Below are 17,791 nucleotides of genomic sequence, written 5' to 3' on the forward strand. Positions count from 1 at the left end.
ATAATTTTTAACCATGAACGTAGAAATTTTAAATATTCTAAAAGAAGCTCATAATAAAAAAGTTAAAATTGGTATTGATGAGGATTCTTTGACAATAAAGTCCGTTAATCCTATAGATTCTAATTTATTGCAAAAAATAAAAGAAAATAAGGAACTAATAATTAAATATATTGAGAAACGTCAAGTTAAAAAACAAATAAATATTTTACCAAAGGTTACCAGTTATGATCGAAATTCTATTATAGAAATTCCATTGTCATTTGGACAGGAGCGTTTGTGGTTTTTGGACCAATTACAAGGAAGTGTAGAGTACCATATGCCTGTTATTTTGAAATTAAGTGGAGAAGTATGTTTTGCCTCTTTACAGACTTCTTTTAATAAAATGATTGATAGACATGAAGTATTACGCACCAATATTCGTTCTGAAAATGGAGTGGGATATCAAGAATTAATTTCAGCTGAAAATTGGGTTTTAGGACAGGAATTATTAATTGATAATTCTAATTTGGGAAAAATTATTTCTAAGTTTATAAAATTACCTTTTGATTTGTCAGCAGATTATAAGTTACGAGCTTGTTTGTATGATTTAGGAGATCAAAAATATATATTGGCTTGTGTGCTGCATCATATTGCCAGTGATGGCTGGTCAGAGGGTATCTTGGTAAATGAGTTTATGGAGCTTTACAGCGCGCTTCAATCGGGAAGAGCGGCTGTTTTACCTGAGCTTTCTTTGCAATATTCAGATTATGCGATCTGGCAGCGAAAATATTTAGAAGGAGCTGTTTTGGACTCTCAGTTATCGTATTGGGAAGAGAAGTTAGAGGGAGTAGGTACTTTATCATTGCCCACAGATTATGCTCGTCCATCGATTCAAAGCACAGCAGGATCGAATGTTTCTTTAACCCTTGATAAGAATCTTAGTGATTCTTTAAATGCCTTGTGTCAGGCAGAAGGTGTTACATTATTTATGTTGATGTTGTCAGCCTTTAAGGTATTATTGTCGCGTTATAGTGGTCAGGATGATATTTGTGTTGGAACTCCTATTGCGAATCGTACCCAATCAGAGTTAGAGGGCATGATAGGCTTTTTTGTCAATACACTGGCACTTCGCAGTGATCTGAGTGGTAATCCAGACTTTAGGGAACTTTTAAAAAGAGTAAAAGAAACTACACTTGGTAGTTATGATCATCAATTGGCTCCATTTGAGAAAGTAGTAGACCGTGTGGTCACTACCCGTGATATGAGCATGAGTCCATTGTTTCAAGTGATGTTCGTACTGCAGAATGCGTTAGAAAATTCGGGTAAAACAGGAAAAGGTTTGGAAGGAGTTACACTTTCAGGTTATGAGTTTGATACTTTTAATTCGAAAGTTGACCTAACATTGACTGTTTCTGAAAATAATGACGGTATTATAGTAGGTATAGTGTATTGTACCGCTTTGTTTGATAGGGCTACCATTGATCGTATGCTTTTGCACTATAAAGAATTACTACTTAGTATTGTAATTGATATCGACCAGCCAGTAGGCAGTTTGTCAATGTTGACAAAAGAGGAAGAATACCAACTATTGCATTTATTCAATGATACAACAGTTGCTTATCCAAAAGATAAAACTATAGTTGATTTGTTCGAAGAACAGGTGAAGAAGACTCCTGATGCTATAGCTGTGGTTTATGAAGGAGAAACATTAAGTTATAGGGAGTTAAACGAGAAGTCGAATCAACTGGGGTATTATTTAATAGAACAGGGAGTTGAGCCGGATACTTTGGTAGGTATTTGTCTGGAGCGTAGTCTGGAGATGCTTATAGGTATCTTGGGTATTTTAAAATCAGGGGGTGCTTATGTGCCTGTTGATCCTGATTACCCGTCGGATCGTATTGGTTATATGCTTGTTGATGCCGGTATTAAACTGGTATTAAGTATGGAAGATAACCATAAGATTCTGGCAGATTATAAGGATATTGATGTTTTACTATTGGATAAAGATTGGGCGAAGATCTCTGTTAATCCTACAACAGCATTAAACGTTGCATTATCACCAAGTCATCTGGCTTATGTAATTTATACCTCAGGAAGTACGGGTAATCCCAAAGGTGTCTTGATAAGCCATAGTAATGTTGTTCGTTTGTTTAAGAATGAATCTTATTTATTTGATTTTGGGACTAATGATGTGTGGACATTGTTTCATTCATTTTGTTTTGATTTCTCGGTATGGGAGATGTATGGTGCCCTGCTTCACGGAGGTCGATTGGTAGTTGTACCAAAAGCAGTAACAAAAGATGCTATTTCGTTTAAGGAATTATTGATAAGTGAAGGGGTAACGGTTTTAAATCAAACCCCCGGATCGTTTTATGCACTTCAACAGGAATTTCTCACGGGAGGTTTTAATCATTCGCTTCGTTATGTAATATTTGGAGGAGAAGCCTTGAATCCTATTTATTTACAAGACTGGAAAGCGTCTTATGTTGATTGTAAAATGATTAACATGTATGGAATAACGGAGACCACGGTGCATGTTACTTATAAAGAGCTTAATGCAGAAGACATGTTAAATCCTGTTAGTATGATAGGTTCCGCTATTCCTACTTTAGGCTGTTATATTTTAGATGACAATTTAAATTTGGTACCGGTGGGAGTTATCGGAGAACTATGTGTAGGTGGAGCTGGAGTAGCCAGAGGTTATCTAAACAGGGAAGAATTAACCAGAGAAAAGTTTGTAGAAAATCCTTTTGTAGCAACAGACCGATTATACCGATCAGGGGATTTAGGGCGTTGGCTTGCTGATGGAAATATAGAGTATATTGGCAGGAAAGATAACCAGGTTAAAATTCGTGGTTACCGAATAGAATTGGGAGAGATTGAGAATGTACTATCATCGATACCCGGAATCAGCCAGTGTTGCGTATTGGCCAAAGCAGATGCAGGGGGTAACAAACGTCTTGTTGGTTATGTGATTTCGGAGGGCAAGCTGGATAAGGGTGATTTGCAGCAACAGTTAAAATTAAGTTTGCCTGAGTATATGGTCCCTATGATTTGGGTTGAACTGGAAGAGATACCGTTAACCTCAAATGGAAAGCTGGACAGAAAAGCTTTACCAGATCCTGATAGTTCAGATTTGTCTACAAAAGAATATGTTGGTCCGCGCACTGATACTGAAAAGCAACTGACAGAGATTTGGCAGAATTTGCTTGGAGTAGAGAAAGTAGGTATTTATGATAATTTCTTTGAGCTGGGAGGTGATTCTATTATTTCTATTAGATTGATCTCAAAAATAAATGAAACTTTCAATCAACGAATTCAATTACGAGATCTTTTTAGATATAGCAATATAGAGCGGTTTTCAGCTTTAGTATTAAATAGTGATCAATATGATAATAAGATAGAACAACTTTACAAAACAGTTGAGTCTGAAATAATATCGTTGCGATTATCAGTTATGAATTCTATCGCGAATTCAGATTTGGTAGAAGATATTTATCCTATGACTGATGTTCAGCAAGGGATGATTATGGAATCCTTGGTGGATCCAAGTTTAGGAGTTTTTCATGATCAGATGTTGTTTCCTTTTCAGGATGGCTCTTTCGATCTTGCTAAGTTTAATAAAGCGATTTCATTATTAATTGAGAAACATTCAATATTTCGTACAAGTTTTAATTTTTCAGATTATGATCAACCCATTCAGATTGTATCTAAGAGAGTTTACTTTGATATAAAACAAATAGACTTAAGTCTATTTGATAAAGAGAATCAGGAAAGGAAAATTGAAGAATTTTTGATATCAGAGCGAGCTATTCCTTTTGATATTCAGGAAGGCTCCTTATATCGTTTTAGTATTTTTAATATAGATAATAGTCATAAGGTATTTGTTTACCAGTTTCATCATTCTATTATGGATGGCTGGAGTGTTGCCTCATTTATTACCGAACTTTACAAGACTTACTTTGAATTAAAAAAAGGGAACGATTCTTTTTTTACTACTTCACTGGCTTGCAGCCAACGTGATTTTATCATCAAGGAATTGATCGCTAAACAAGATGTTGATGCAATTTCCTTCTGGAAAGAAGAGTTGTCAGGATATAAGTATTTGGATATTTTTTCGGAGGAAACAGAAATAACAGAGTATTATACAAAACAATATGATCTTTCTTTTTTGAATGCTCTAAAGAAACAATGTAAAGATCATAATTTAACACTCAAAAGCGTATTGTTCGGAGCTTATATTTATGCTTTGCAGATGTTTACCTATGAAAAAGAGCTTACAGTTGGACTGGTGGCAAATAATCGTCCCTCGATTAAAGATGGAGATAAAGTTTTGGGGTGTTTTTTAAATACTTTACCAGTACGATATGTTTTTGAATCGGAAAAAAGCTGGTTGTCGTATTTTGAAAGCATCGAAAAAAAGATGAACGAAATAAATCTCTATGGTCATTTGACTTTTTTTGAGATTAAACGTCTTATCGGGATAGATAGAGATGATTCCTTTTTTGATGTCTTATTCAACTATATTGATTTCCATGTTTATAATGATATCATTTTGGAAGATACTTCGACAAATATTCCAGTCTCCAATGATGATGTAGAAAGTAACAAGGGATTAAAAACGACTTCTTTTGAGCGAACCAGCTCGAGTTTAAATTTGACAGTAAATTTAACTGGAGGAATGGGAGTTGAGTTTCAATATGCTTTGCATAAGAACTTCAAGTCAGAACTATCTTTAGAACGTTTTCATACATATCTGGATAGTATTTTAAATTGCTTTACTGATAAGCTTGATAGCCATGTAAGTGTGGGCTTAATTTTGCAGGAAAAGGAGTTCCACCAGTTATTGTATTCATTTAATGATACGACAGTTGCTTATCCAAAAGATAAGACATTGGTTGATTTGTTTGAAGAACAGGTGAAGAAGACTCCTGCTGCTATAGCTGTTGTTTACGAAGGAGCAGAGTTAAGTTATAAAGAATTAGATGAGAAGTCAAATCAGCTTGCAAATTATTTATTAACTACTATCTCAATTAATTCGCAGTGTTTAATTGGGGTTGTTTTGGAACGCAGTGATTGGTTAATAATATCATTTTTAGCTATACTAAAAACAGGATCTGTGTATGTTCCTATAGATCTTAATTACCCTGAGGAAAGAAAAGAATATATAAAGAAAGACAGTGGTTGTAGTATAATTATAGATGATTTATATCTGAGTTTATTCAAAGATACTATTTCCGATTATGCAGTTGCTTTACCGCGTATTGTTATAAAGTCAGATGATCTGGCTTATGTTATTTATACTTCGGGAAGTACAGGGCAACCTAAAGGAGTGATGATTGAACATAAAAGTATAATCAATACAATCTTATCTCAAATTTCTGCTTTTTGTATCACAAATATTGATAGTTCCCTTCAATTTGCTAGTCCTTCATTTGACGCTTCAATTTGGGAGATATGTATTTCGCTTTTTAGTGGTTCTCGATTATGCATTATAAAAGAAGAAGAAAAATCTAATATAGAATTTTTTAGAAACTTTATAGTAAATCATACAATTACTTTTGCAACCTTACCTCCTGCATTTTTACAATTATTATCAGTTGAAGATTTAAAGGGGATAAAAACTTTAGTTACTGCAGGTGAGTCAATACCTTTGGCATTAGCAAAGAGATTTTCTCAGGATTATAATTACATCAATGCCTATGGTCCTACCGAAGCTAGTATTTGTGCGACAATTTTTCAGGGAGATATAAAGAATATTGTTTCTATTGGCAAACCTATAGATAATACTAGTGTTTATATTATAGACCAAAGGGGGCAACTTTTACCTATTGGTGTAGTTGGTGAGCTATGTATAAGTGGAGCAGGGGTTGCTCGTGGTTATTTAAATCAGGAGGAATTAACCCGAGAGAAGTTTATAGAGAATCCATTTAAAGAGGGCGATAGAATTTATAAGACGGGAGATTTAGCACGTTGGCTCCCTGATGGTAATCTGGAGTTTATTGGCAGAAAGGATAATCAGGTTAAAATCCGTGGTTATCGAATAGAGCTTGGTGAAATCGAGAATGTATTGTCATCGGTACGTGGAATCAGCCAGTGCTGTGTATTGGCTAAAGAGGATTCAAATGATACCAAACGTTTGGTTGGTTATGTTGTTGTTGAAGGTAAGCTGGACAGGGCCGCTTTGCAGGAACAGTTGAAATTAAGTTTACCGGAGTATATGGTTCCGATGATCTGGGTTGAGTTGGCAGAGCTGCCGTTGACGTCAAATGGAAAGGTGGATAGGAAAGCTTTACCGGATCCTGATAGTTCAGATTTGTCTACAAAAGAATATGTGGCTCCACGGACAGATACAGAACACCAATTGGCTCAAATTTGGGAGAATTTGTTGGGAATAGAGAAGGTTGGAGTTCATGATAACTTTTTTGAGTTGGGGGGGCATAGTTTACTGGCTACCCGATTGGTATCGATTATTCGTAAAGAGCTTTCCATAGAAATATCTATCAGGGAAGTCTTTGAATATACGACGATCGCGACGTTAAGTTTACATGTATCATCTCAATCAGTTGGGATATTACTACCTGCTGTTGTCGTAGAAGACCGCTCAGGACGGATACCTTTGTCTTTCAGTCAGGAGCGACTTTGGTTTTTGGATCAGTTAGAAGGCAGTGTTGCTTATCATATTCCTACTGTTCTTCATCTGGAAGGAGCATTAGATACATTGATATTAGAACAAACGCTTCAAAGTATTGTATCTCGTCATGAGGTTTTGCGTACCATTCTGTTATCAGAAGATGGTATAGGGTATCAGGAAGTCATAAGTGAAAAGGAGTGGATCCTTGATCAGGTTGTAATAAGTGATAGATCATTATTTGAAAATATCCTTCAGGATTATCTGATGGCTCCTTTTGATCTGTCAGCAGATTATAAGTTACGAGCATGTTTGTATGATTTAGGAGATCAAAAATATATATTGGCTTGTGTGCTGCATCATATTGCCAGTGATGGATTGTCAGGTGGTATCTTGGTAAATGAGTTTATGGAGCTTTACAGCGCGCTTCAATCGGGAAGAGCGGCTGTTTTACCTGAGCTTTCTTTGCAATATTCAGATTATGCGATCTGGCAGCGAAAATACTTGGAAGGAGCTGTTTTGGACTCTCAGTTATCGTATTGGGAAGAGAAGTTAGAGGGAGTAGGTACTTTATCATTGCCCACAGATTATGCTCGTCCATCGATTCAAAGCACAGCAGGATCGAATGTTTCTTTAACCCTTGATAAGAATCTTAGTGATTCTTTAAATGCCTTGTGTCAGGCAGAAGGTGTTACATTATTTATGTTGATGTTGTCAGCCTTTAAGGTATTATTGTCGCGTTATAGTGGTCAGGATGATATTTGTGTTGGAACGCCTATTGCGAATCGTACCCAATCAGAGTTAGAGGGCATGATAGGCTTTTTTGTCAATACACTGGCACTTCGCAGTGATTTGAGTGGTAATCCAGACTTTAGGGAACTTTTAAAAAGAGTAAAAGAAACTACACTTGGTAGTTATGATCATCAATTGGCTCCATTTGAGAAAGTAGTAGACCGTGTGGTCACTACCCGTGATATGAGCATGAGTCCATTGTTTCAGGTGATGTTTGATTTTCACAATGAGGTCGAAAGCTCCAAAGAAGAAAAGCCAAGACTACAAGACCTTGAAATCTCAGGTTATCAGTATACAGATGCTACCTCCCAATTTGATTTGATGTTTAGTATATCCGAATCTGATTTGGATATTTCGATAGGAATCGGTTATTGTACGGCTTTGTTTGAGAGATCTACCATTGATCGTATGCTTCTTCATTATAAAGAATTACTTCTTAGTATTGTAAGAGACATTAGGCAGCCTATAAGTGATCTTGGGATGTTGACAAAAGAGGAGGAGTACCAGTTATTGCATTTATTCAATGATACGAGAGTTGCTTATCCTTTGGATCAGACTGTTGTTGATTTGTTCGAAGAGCAAGTTAAGAAGACCCCTGCTGCTATAGCGGTAGTTTATAAGGGAACAGAGTTAACTTATAAGGAATTAGATGAAAAGTCGAATCAATTGGGTCATTATTTAAAAGAGCAGGGGGTTGAGCGTGATACTTTGGTAGGTATTTGTTTGGATCGTAGTGTGGATATGCTTATAGGTATCTTGGGTATTTTAAAATCAGGCGGTGCTTATGTACCGATTAAACCGGATTATCCTGCATCTCGTATTTGCTATATTGCTCAGGATACAGGATGTTCTTTGATGCTTACGGACAGAGTGAATTCAGGTGCATTGGGAGATATGTTATCGGATATTATGATGATCGTATTGGATGGTACTTCAGCTGTGTATTCTAATTGTTCATCAGAATCATTAGGATTAACTTATTTACCTGATTCTTTAAGTTACGTTATTTATACTTCAGGAAGTACAGGATCTCCTAAAGGAGCAATGATTGAGCATTCGGGGTTACTGAACCATCTTCTGGTTATGATAGATGATTTGGATATGGACAGTACGAGCGTTGTAGGCTTTACGGCACCTTTCACCTTTGATATTTCCGTATGGCAATTGTTGAGCGGTTTATTATGCGGAGGACGTATTGCAATCTATAGCGAGTCGATGATACTGAATACTGATGATTTTCAGAATGCCTTATGTTCTTATGGAGTTACCCATCTTCAGTTAGTTCCTTCTTATATATTGAGTTTATTAGAGACAGGATCCAGGAAAGGCTTGGAGGATCTGCGTTATTTTCTGGTTACAGGTGAAACTGCTACGATTTCATTGTTAGAATCCTGGTTTTCGATGTTTCCTTCTGTTGCAGTAGTAAATGCTTATGGGCCAGCCGAGGCATCAGATGATGTTAGTCTTCATGTTATGCATGAGGTACCTTTGGGAGGTGTTGTGCCTATAGGTAAACCAGTTTCGAATATGAAATTGTATGTTGTAGATTCATTTGATAATTTATGTTCACTGGGAGTTACTGGCGAGTTATGGGTTAGTGGGGTAGGTGTAGGTCGCGGTTATCTGAATCAGGAAGAGTTAACCCGAGAGAAGTTTATATCAAGTCCTTTTACAGAAGGCGATAGAATTTATAAGACTGGAGATTTAGCACGTTGGCTCCCTGATGGTAATCTGGAGTTTATTGGCAGAAAGGATAATCAGGTTAAAATCCGTGGTTATCGAATAGAGCTTGGTGAAATCGAGAATGTATTGTCATCGGTACGTGGAATCAGCCAGTGCTGTGTATTGGCTAAAGAGGATTCAAATGATACCAAACGTTTGGTTGGTTATGTTGTTGTTGAAGGTAAGCTGGACAGGGCCGCTTTGCAGGAACAGTTGAAATTAAGTTTACCGGAGTATATGGTTCCGATGATCTGGGTTGAGTTGGCAGAGCTGCCGTTGACGTCAAATGGAAAGGTGGATAGGAAAGCTTTACCGGATCCTGATAGTTCAGATTTGTCTACAAAAGAATATGTGGCTCCACGGACAGAGACAGAACACCAATTGGCTCAAATTTGGGAGAATTTGTTGGGAGTAGAGAAGGTTGGAGTTCATGATAACTTTTTTGAGTTGGGAGGTCATAGTCTACTGGCTACCCGATTGGTATCGATGATCCGAAAAGGATTATCCATAGAAATATCTATCAGGGAAGTCTTTGAATACGCGACGATCGCAACGTTAAGTTCGCATGTATCATCTCAATCAAAAGGAATATTATTACCTGCTGTTGTCTTAGAAGACCGCTCAGGACGAATTCCTTTGTCTTTCAGTCAGGAGCGATTGTGGTTTTTGGATCAGTTAGAAGGCAGTGTTGCTTATCATATTCCTATTGTACTTCGACTTGAAGGAGCGTTAGATACATCGATATTAGAACAAACGCTTCAAAGTATTGTATCTCGTCATGAGGTTTTGCGTACTATTCTGTTATCAGAAGATGGTATAGGGTATCAGGAAGTCATAAGTGAAAAGGAGTGGATCCTTGATCAGGTTGAAATAAGTGATAGATCATTATTTGAAAATATCCTTCAGGATTATCTCAGAATTCCATTTGATTTGTCAGCAGATTATAAGTTACGAGGTTGTTTGTATGATTTAGGAGATCAAAAATATATATTGGCCTGTGTGTTTCACCACATTGCCAGTGATGACTGGTCAGAGGGTATCTTGGTAAATGAGTTTATGGAGCTTTACAGCGCGCTTCAATCGGGAAGAGCGGCTGTTTTACCTGAGCTTTCTTTGCAATATTCAGATTATGCGATCTGGCAGCGAAAACACTTGGAAGGAGCTGTTTTGGACTCTCAGTTATCGTATTGGGAAGAGAAGTTAGAGGGAGTAGGTACTTTATCATTGCCCACAGATTATGTTCGTCCATCGATTCAAAGCACAGCAGGATCGAATGTTTCTTTAACTCTTGATAAGAATCTTAGTGATTCTTTAAATGCCTTGTGTCAGGCAGAAGGTGTTACATTATTTATGTTGATGTTGTCAGCCTTTAAGGTATTATTGTCGCGTTATAGTGGTCAGGATGATATTTGTGTTGGAACTTCTATTGCGAACCGCACCCAATCAGAGTTAGAGGGCATGATAGGCTTTTTTGTAAACATCTTGGCACTTCGCAGTGATCTGAGTGGTGATCCAAGTTTCAGAGAACTTTTAAAAAGAGTAAAAGAAACTACACTTGGGGGCTATGACCATCAGCTGGCTCCATTTGAAAAGGTCGTGGATCGAATGATTACTGCCCGTGATATGAGCATGAGTCCATTATTTCAAGTTTTATTTGTACTGCATAATACACCTGAAGAGTCAGGGAAATCAGGAAAAGATTTAGAAGGGGTTACTCTTTCAGGTTATGAATTTGACTCTGTTACTTCTAAGTCAGATTTAACATTGAATGCATCTGAAGGAGATTCAGGCCTTATATTGACTATAGAGTATTGTACCGCTTTATTTGATAAGTCCACGATTGATCGTATGCTTTTACATTACAAAGAGCTTTTGATTTCTATTTTGGGAGATATTACTCAGCCAGTAGGCACTTTGTCGATGTTGAGTACAGAGGAGGAGGAGCAGTTATTAAATATTTTTAATGATACTGAATTAATTTATCCTGAGGATAAAACGATAGTTGATTTGTTTGAAGAACAGGTGAAGAAGACTCCTGATGCTATAGCATTGTTTTTGAAGATCAGGTTATGACGTATAAGGAACTCGATGATCGTTCGAATCAATTGGTTCATTATTTCGAATCTGTAGGTATGGTTGAAGATTCGCGAATAGGAATCTTGTTTAACAGAAGTTTCGATATGATCATTAGTATCTTAGGGGTTCTGAAATCAGGATGTACTTATGTTCCTTTAGATCCTTCATTACCTTCAAAAAGATTATCCTATATTTTAGAGGATTCGGGTGTGAATTTCCTTCTTTACAAGGAGGAATCCTTATTGTCAAATTTATCTGTTTCAGAATTTATTTTTTTCTTAGATATAGCAGAATCATTAGCTTTAGAAACATCTAAATTATCCTATAGAATAAAGCCAGTTTCCGTTGCTTATATTATGTACACTTCAGGAACTACAGGTAATCCAAAAGGAGTGATGATCACACATAATAATATTGTTAGTTTGTGTAAAAGCTGTGATTATATTTCATTAAATTCAGATACAGTCTGGTTGTCCACAGGATCTATTTCTTTTGATGCTACGACCTTAGAATTTTTTGGTACTTTATTAAATGGAGGGCAATTAATATTAGCAGATACTAGCTCATTATTAAACATCGTTAGTCTGAGAGACCTTATTATAAAACATAGGGTTACCACTATGTGGATGACGGCTTCTTGGTTTCATCAAATAGTTGAAGATGATATATGTGTTTTTGAAAATTTGACTGATTTATTAGTAGGAGGAGACGTGGTTTTGTTTGCTTATACCAATAAATTAAAAGAACATTATCCAGAGCTACATATTGTCAATGGTTATGGACCTACAGAAAACACTACTTTTTCTACGACTTACAGTATTGATGAAGTTACTTATAAGAACCTTCCTATTGGTAAACCTATTAAAAATAGTCAGGCCTATATCTTAGATTCAAAATTGGAGCTTTTACCCATTGGAGTAGTTGGAGAATTATGTGTTGGAGGATCAGGATTAGGTCGAGGTTATTTGAATCAGGAAGAATTAACCCGAGAGAAGTTTATAGAGAATCCATTTAAAGAGGGGGATATAATTTATAAGACGGGAGATTTGGCTCGTTGGCTTGCTGATGGTACTATAGAATTTATAGGCAGAAAAGATGATCAGGTTAAGATTCGTGGTTATCGAATAGAGCTTGGTGAAATAGAGAATGCTCTCTCATCAGTGTCAGGAATCATTCATTGTTGTGTATTGGCTAAGGAAGATACAGTTAACAGTAAACGTCTGATTGGTTATGTTGTTGTTGAAGGCAAGCTGGACAGGGCCGCTTTGCAGGAACAGTTGAAATTAAGTTTGCCTGAGTATATGGTTCCTATGATCTGGGTTGAGTTGGAAGAGATGCCACTTACCAAACGGAAAGCTGGATAAGAAAGCTTTGCCGGATCCTGATGGTTTAGAATTATATGTAAAAGAATATGTTGCTCCAGTGACAGATACAGAACACCAATTGGCTCAAATTTGGGAGAATTTGTTGGGAGTAGAGAAGGTTGGAGTTCATGATAACTTTTTTGAGTTGGGGGGGCATAGTTTACTGGCTACCCGATTGGTATCGATGATCCGAAAGGAATTGTCTATAGAGGTTGAAATTGCAGATGTCTTTGAATATACGACGATCGCAACGTTAAGTTCACATGTATCGGTTCAATCAGAGGGAGTATTACTGCCGGCTATTGCTGTTCAGGAAAAAGAAGATCGTACGCCATTATCTTTCAGCCAGGAACGATTGTGGTTTTTGGATCAGTTGCAGGGAAGTAGTAGTGAATATCACATTCCTACTGTTCTTCATCTGGAAGGAGCATTAGATACATTGATATTAGAACAAACGCTTCAAAGTATTGTATCACGTCATGAGGTTTTGCGTACTATTCTGTTATCAGAAGATGGTATAGGGTATCAGGAAGTCATAAGTGAAAAGGAGTGGATCCTTGATCAGGTTGTAATAGATGATAGATCATTATTTGAAAATATCCTTCAGGATTATCTGATGGCTCCATTTGATTTGTCAGCAGATTATAAGTTACGAGCATGTTTGTATGATTTAGGAGATCAAAAATATATATTGGCTTGTGTGCTGCATCATATTGCCAGTGATGGCTGGTCAGGTGGTATCTTGGTAAATGAGTTTATGGAGCTTTACAGCGCACTTCAATCGGGAAGAGCGGCTGTTTTACCTGAGCTTTCTTTGCAATATTCAGATTATGCGATCTGGCAGCGAAAATACTTGGAAGGAGCTGTTTTGGACTCTCAGTTATCGTATTGGGAAGAGAAGTTAGAGGGAGTAGGTACTTTATCATTGCCCACAGATTATGTTCGTCCATCGATTCAAAGCACAGCAGGATCGAATGTTTCTTTAACTCTTGATAAGAATCTTAGTGATTCTTTAAATGCCTTGTGTCAGGCAGAAGGTGTTACATTATTTATGTTGATGTTGTCAGCCTTTAAGGTATTATTGTCGCGTTATAGTGGTCAGGATGATATTTGTGTTGGAACGCCTATTGCGAATCGTACCCAATCAGAGTTAGAGGGCATGATAGGCTTTTTTGTCAATACACTGGCACTTCGCAGTGATCTGAGTGGTAATCCAGACTTTAGGGAACTTTTAAAAAGAGTAAAAGAAACTACACTTGGTAGTTATGATCATCAATTGGCTCCATTTGAGAAAGTAGTAGACCGTGTGGTTACTACCCGTGATATGAGCATGAGTCCATTGTTTCAGGTGATGTTTGATTTTCACAATGAGGTCGAAAGCTCCAAAGTAGAAAAGCCAAGACTACAAGACCTTGAAATCTCAGGTTATCAGTATACAGATGCTACCTCCCAATTTGATTTGATGTTTAGTATATCCGAATCTGATTTGGATATTTCGATAGGAATCGGTTATTGTACGGCTTTGTTTGAGAGATCTACCATTGATCGTATGCTTCTTCATTATAAAGAATTACTTCTTAGTATTGTAAGAGACATTAGGCAGCCTATAAGTGATCTTGGGATGTTGACAAAAGAGGAGGAGTACCAGTTATTGCATTTATTCAATGATACGAGAGTTGCTTATCCTTTGGATCAGACTGTTGTTGATTTGTTCGAAGAGCAAGTTAAGAAGACCCCTTCTGCTATCGCAGTAGTTTATAAGGGAACAGAGTTAACTTATAAGGAATTAGATGAAAAGTCGAATCAATTGGGTCATTATTTAAAAGAGCAGGGGGTTGAGCGTGATACTTTGGTAGGTATTTGTTTGGATCGTAGTGTGGATATGCTTATAGGTATCTTGGGTATTTTAAAATCAGGCGGTGCTTATGTACCGATTAAACCGGATTATCCTGCATCTCGTATTTGCTATATTGCTCAGGATACAGGATGTTCTTTGATGCTTACGGACAGAGTGAATTCAGGTGCATTGGGAGATATGTTATCGGATATTATGATGATCGTATTGGATGGTACTTCAGCTGTGTATTCTAATTGTTCATCAGAATCATTAGGATTAACTTATTTACCTGATTCTTTAAGTTACGTTATTTATACTTCAGGAAGTACAGGATCTCCTAAAGGAGCAATGATTGAGCATTCGGGGTTACTGAACCATCTTCTGGTTATGATAGATGATTTGGATATGGACAGTACGAGCGTTGTAGGCTTTACGGCACCTTTCACCTTTGATATTTCCGTATGGCAATTGTTGAGCGGTTTATTATGCGGAGGACGTATTGCAATCTATAGCGAGTCGATGATACTGAATACTGATGATTTTCAGAATGCCTTATGTTCTTATGGAGTTACCCATCTTCAGTTAGTTCCTTCTTATATATTGAGTTTATTAGAGACAGGATCCAGGAAAGGCTTGGAGGATCTGCGTTATTTTCTGGTTACAGGTGAAACTGCTACGATTTCATTGTTAGAATCCTGGTTTTCGATGTTTCCTTCTGTTGCAGTAGTAAATGCTTATGGGCCAGCCGAGGCATCAGATGATGTTAGTCTTCATGTTATGCATGAGGTACCTTTGGGAGGTGTTGTGCCTATAGGTAAACCAGTTTCGAATATGAAATTGTATGTTGTAGATTCATTTGATAATTTATGTTCACTGGGAGTTACTGGCGAGTTATGGGTTAGTGGGGTAGGTGTAGGTCGCGGTTATCTGAATCAGGAAGAGTTAACCCGAGAGAAGTTTATATCAAGTCCTTTTACAGAAGGCGATAGAATTTATAAGACTGGAGATTTAGCACGTTGGCTCCCTGATGGTAATCTGGAGTTTATTGGCAGAAAGGATAATCAGGTTAAAATCCGTGGTTATCGAATAGAGCTTGGTGAAATCGAGAATGTATTGTCATCGGTACGTGGAATCAGCCAGTGCTGTGTATTGGCTAAAGAGGATTCAAATGATACCAAACGTTTGGTTGGTTATGTTGTTGTTGAAGGTAAGCTGGACAGGGCCGCTTTGCAGGAACAGTTGAAATTAAGTTTACCGGAGTATATGGTTCCGATGATCTGGGTTGAGTTGGCAGAGCTGCCGTTGACGTCAAATGGAAAGGTGGATAGGAAAGCTTTACCGGATCCTGATAGTTCAGATTTGTCTACAAAAGAATATGTGGCTCCACGGACAGAGACAGAACACCAATTGGCTCAAATTTGGGAGAATTTGTTGGGAGTAGAGAAGGTTGGAGTTCATGATAACTTTTTTGAGTTGGGAGGTCATAGTCTACTGGCTACCCGATTGGTATCGATGATCCGAAAAGGATTATCCATAGAAATATCTATCAGGGAAGTCTTTGAATACGCGACGATCGCAACGTTAAGTTCGCATGTATCATCTCAATCAAAAGGAATATTATTACCTGCTGTTGTCTTAGAAGACCGCTCAGGACGAATTCCTTTGTCTTTCAGTCAGGAGCGATTGTGGTTTTTGGATCAGTTAGAAGGCAGTGTTGCTTATCATATTCCTATTGTACTTCGACTTGAAGGAGCGTTAGATACATCGATATTAGAACAAACGCTTCAAAGTATTGTATCTCGTCATGAGGTTTTGCGTACTATTCTGTTATCAGAAGATGGTATAGGGTATCAGGAAGTCATAAGTGAAAAGGAGTGGATCCTTGATCAGGTTGAAATAAGTGATAGATCATTATTTGAAAATATCCTTCAGGATTATCTCAGAATTCCATTTGATTTGTCAGCAGATTATAAGTTACGAGGTTGTTTGTATGATTTAGGAGATCAAAAATATATATTGGCCTGTGTGTTTCACCACATTGCCAGTGATGACTGGTCAGAGGGTATCTTGGTAAATGAGTTTATGGAGCTTTACAGCGCGCTTCAATCGGGAAGAGCGGCTGTTTTACCTGAGCTTTCTTTGCAATATTCAGATTATGCGATCTGGCAGCGAAAACACTTGGAAGGAGCTGTTTTGGACTCTCAGTTATCGTATTGGGAAGAGAAGTTAGAGGGAGTAGGTACTTTATCATTGCCCACAGATTATGTTCGTCCATCGATTCAAAGCACAGCAGGATCGAATGTTTCTTTAACTCTTGATAAGAATCTTAGTGATTCTTTAAATGCCTTGTGTCAGGCAGAAGGTGTTACATTATTTATGTTGATGTTGTCAGCCTTTAAGGTATTATTGTCGCGTTATAGTGGTCAGGATGATATTTGTGTTGGAACTTCTATTGCGAACCGCACCCAATCAGAGTTAGAGGGCATGATAGGCTTTTTTGTAAACATCTTGGCACTTCGCAGTGATCTGAGTGGTGATCCAAGTTTCAGAGAACTTTTAAAAAGAGTAAAAGAAACTACACTTGGGGGCTATGACCATCAGCTGGCTCCATTTGAAAAGGTCGTGGATCGAATGATTACTGCCCGTGATATGAGCATGAGTCCATTATTTCAAGTTTTATTTGTACTGCATAATACACCTGAAGAGTCAGGGAAATCAGGAAAAGATTTAGAAGGGGTTACTCTTTCAGGTTATGAATTTGACTCTGTTACTTCTAAGTCAGATTTAACATTGAATGCATCTGAAGGAGATTCAGGCCTTATATTGACTATAGAGTATTGTACCGCTTTATTTGATAAGTCCACGATTGATCGTATGCTTTTACATTACAAAGAGCTTTTGATTTCTATTTTGGGAGATATTACTCAGCCAGTAGGCACTTTGTCGATGTTGAGTACAGAGGAGGAGGAGCAGTTATTAAATATTTTTAATGATACTGAATTAATTTATCCTGAGGATAAAACGATAGTTGATTTGTTTGAAGAACAGGTGAAGAAGACTCCTGATGCTATAGCATTGTTTTTTGAAGATCAGGTTATGACGTATAAGGAACTCGATGATCGTTCGAATCAATTGGTTCATTATTTCGAATCTGTAGGTATGGTTGAAGATTCGCGAATAGGAATCTTGTTTAACAGAAGTTTCGATATGATCATTAGTATCTTAGGGGTTCTGAAATCAGGATGTACTTATGTTCCTTTAGATCCTTCATTACCTTCAAAAAGATTATCCTATATTTTAGAGGATTCGGGTGTGAATTTCCTTCTTTACAAGGAGGAATCCTTATTGTCAAATTTATCTGTTTCAGAATTTATTTTTTCTTAGATATAG

2 protein-coding genes and 3 pseudogenes are annotated in these 17,791 nt (G+C 37.3%); all 5 read left to right on the plus strand.

The features are described 5' to 3' along the window. Positions 1 to 13 precede the first annotated feature (13 nt). Positions 14 to 4,816: pseudogene (locus OGZ34_RS22465) on the plus strand (non-ribosomal peptide synthetase); the annotation flags it as partial. Between the two features lie 114 nt (positions 4,817 to 4,930). Continuing rightward, positions 4,931 to 6,244, plus strand: a pseudogene (locus tag OGZ34_RS22470) (non-ribosomal peptide synthetase); the annotation flags it as partial. 108 nt (positions 6,245 to 6,352) lie between these two features. After that, positions 6,353 to 11,197, plus strand: a pseudogene (locus OGZ34_RS22475) (amino acid adenylation domain-containing protein); the annotation flags it as partial. Further along, a complete protein-coding gene (locus tag OGZ34_RS10500) occupies positions 11,194 to 12,564 on the plus strand; it encodes an amino acid adenylation domain-containing protein (RefSeq protein ID WP_263362981.1) in 1,371 nt (456 codons plus the stop codon). The pseudogene OGZ34_RS22475 and the gene OGZ34_RS10500, both read left to right, overlap by 4 nt. Further along, positions 12,521 to 17,785, plus strand: coding sequence for a non-ribosomal peptide synthetase (locus OGZ34_RS10505; protein ID WP_263362982.1), 5,265 nt, complete (start codon positions 12,521 to 12,523; stop codon positions 17,783 to 17,785). Before OGZ34_RS10500 ends, OGZ34_RS10505 begins: the two co-directional genes overlap by 44 nt. Positions 17,786 to 17,791: the final 6 nt, after the last annotated feature.

This window comes from Flavobacterium collinsii (assembly GCF_946903285.1).
Taxonomy (GTDB): domain Bacteria; phylum Bacteroidota; class Bacteroidia; order Flavobacteriales; family Flavobacteriaceae; genus Flavobacterium; species Flavobacterium collinsii.

Excerpts from the sequence above, each read along its gene's own strand:
- OGZ34_RS10500 (WP_263362981.1), top strand. The coding sequence starts at position 11,194 with ATGACGTATAAGGAACTCGATGATCGTTCGAATCAATTGGTTCATTAT.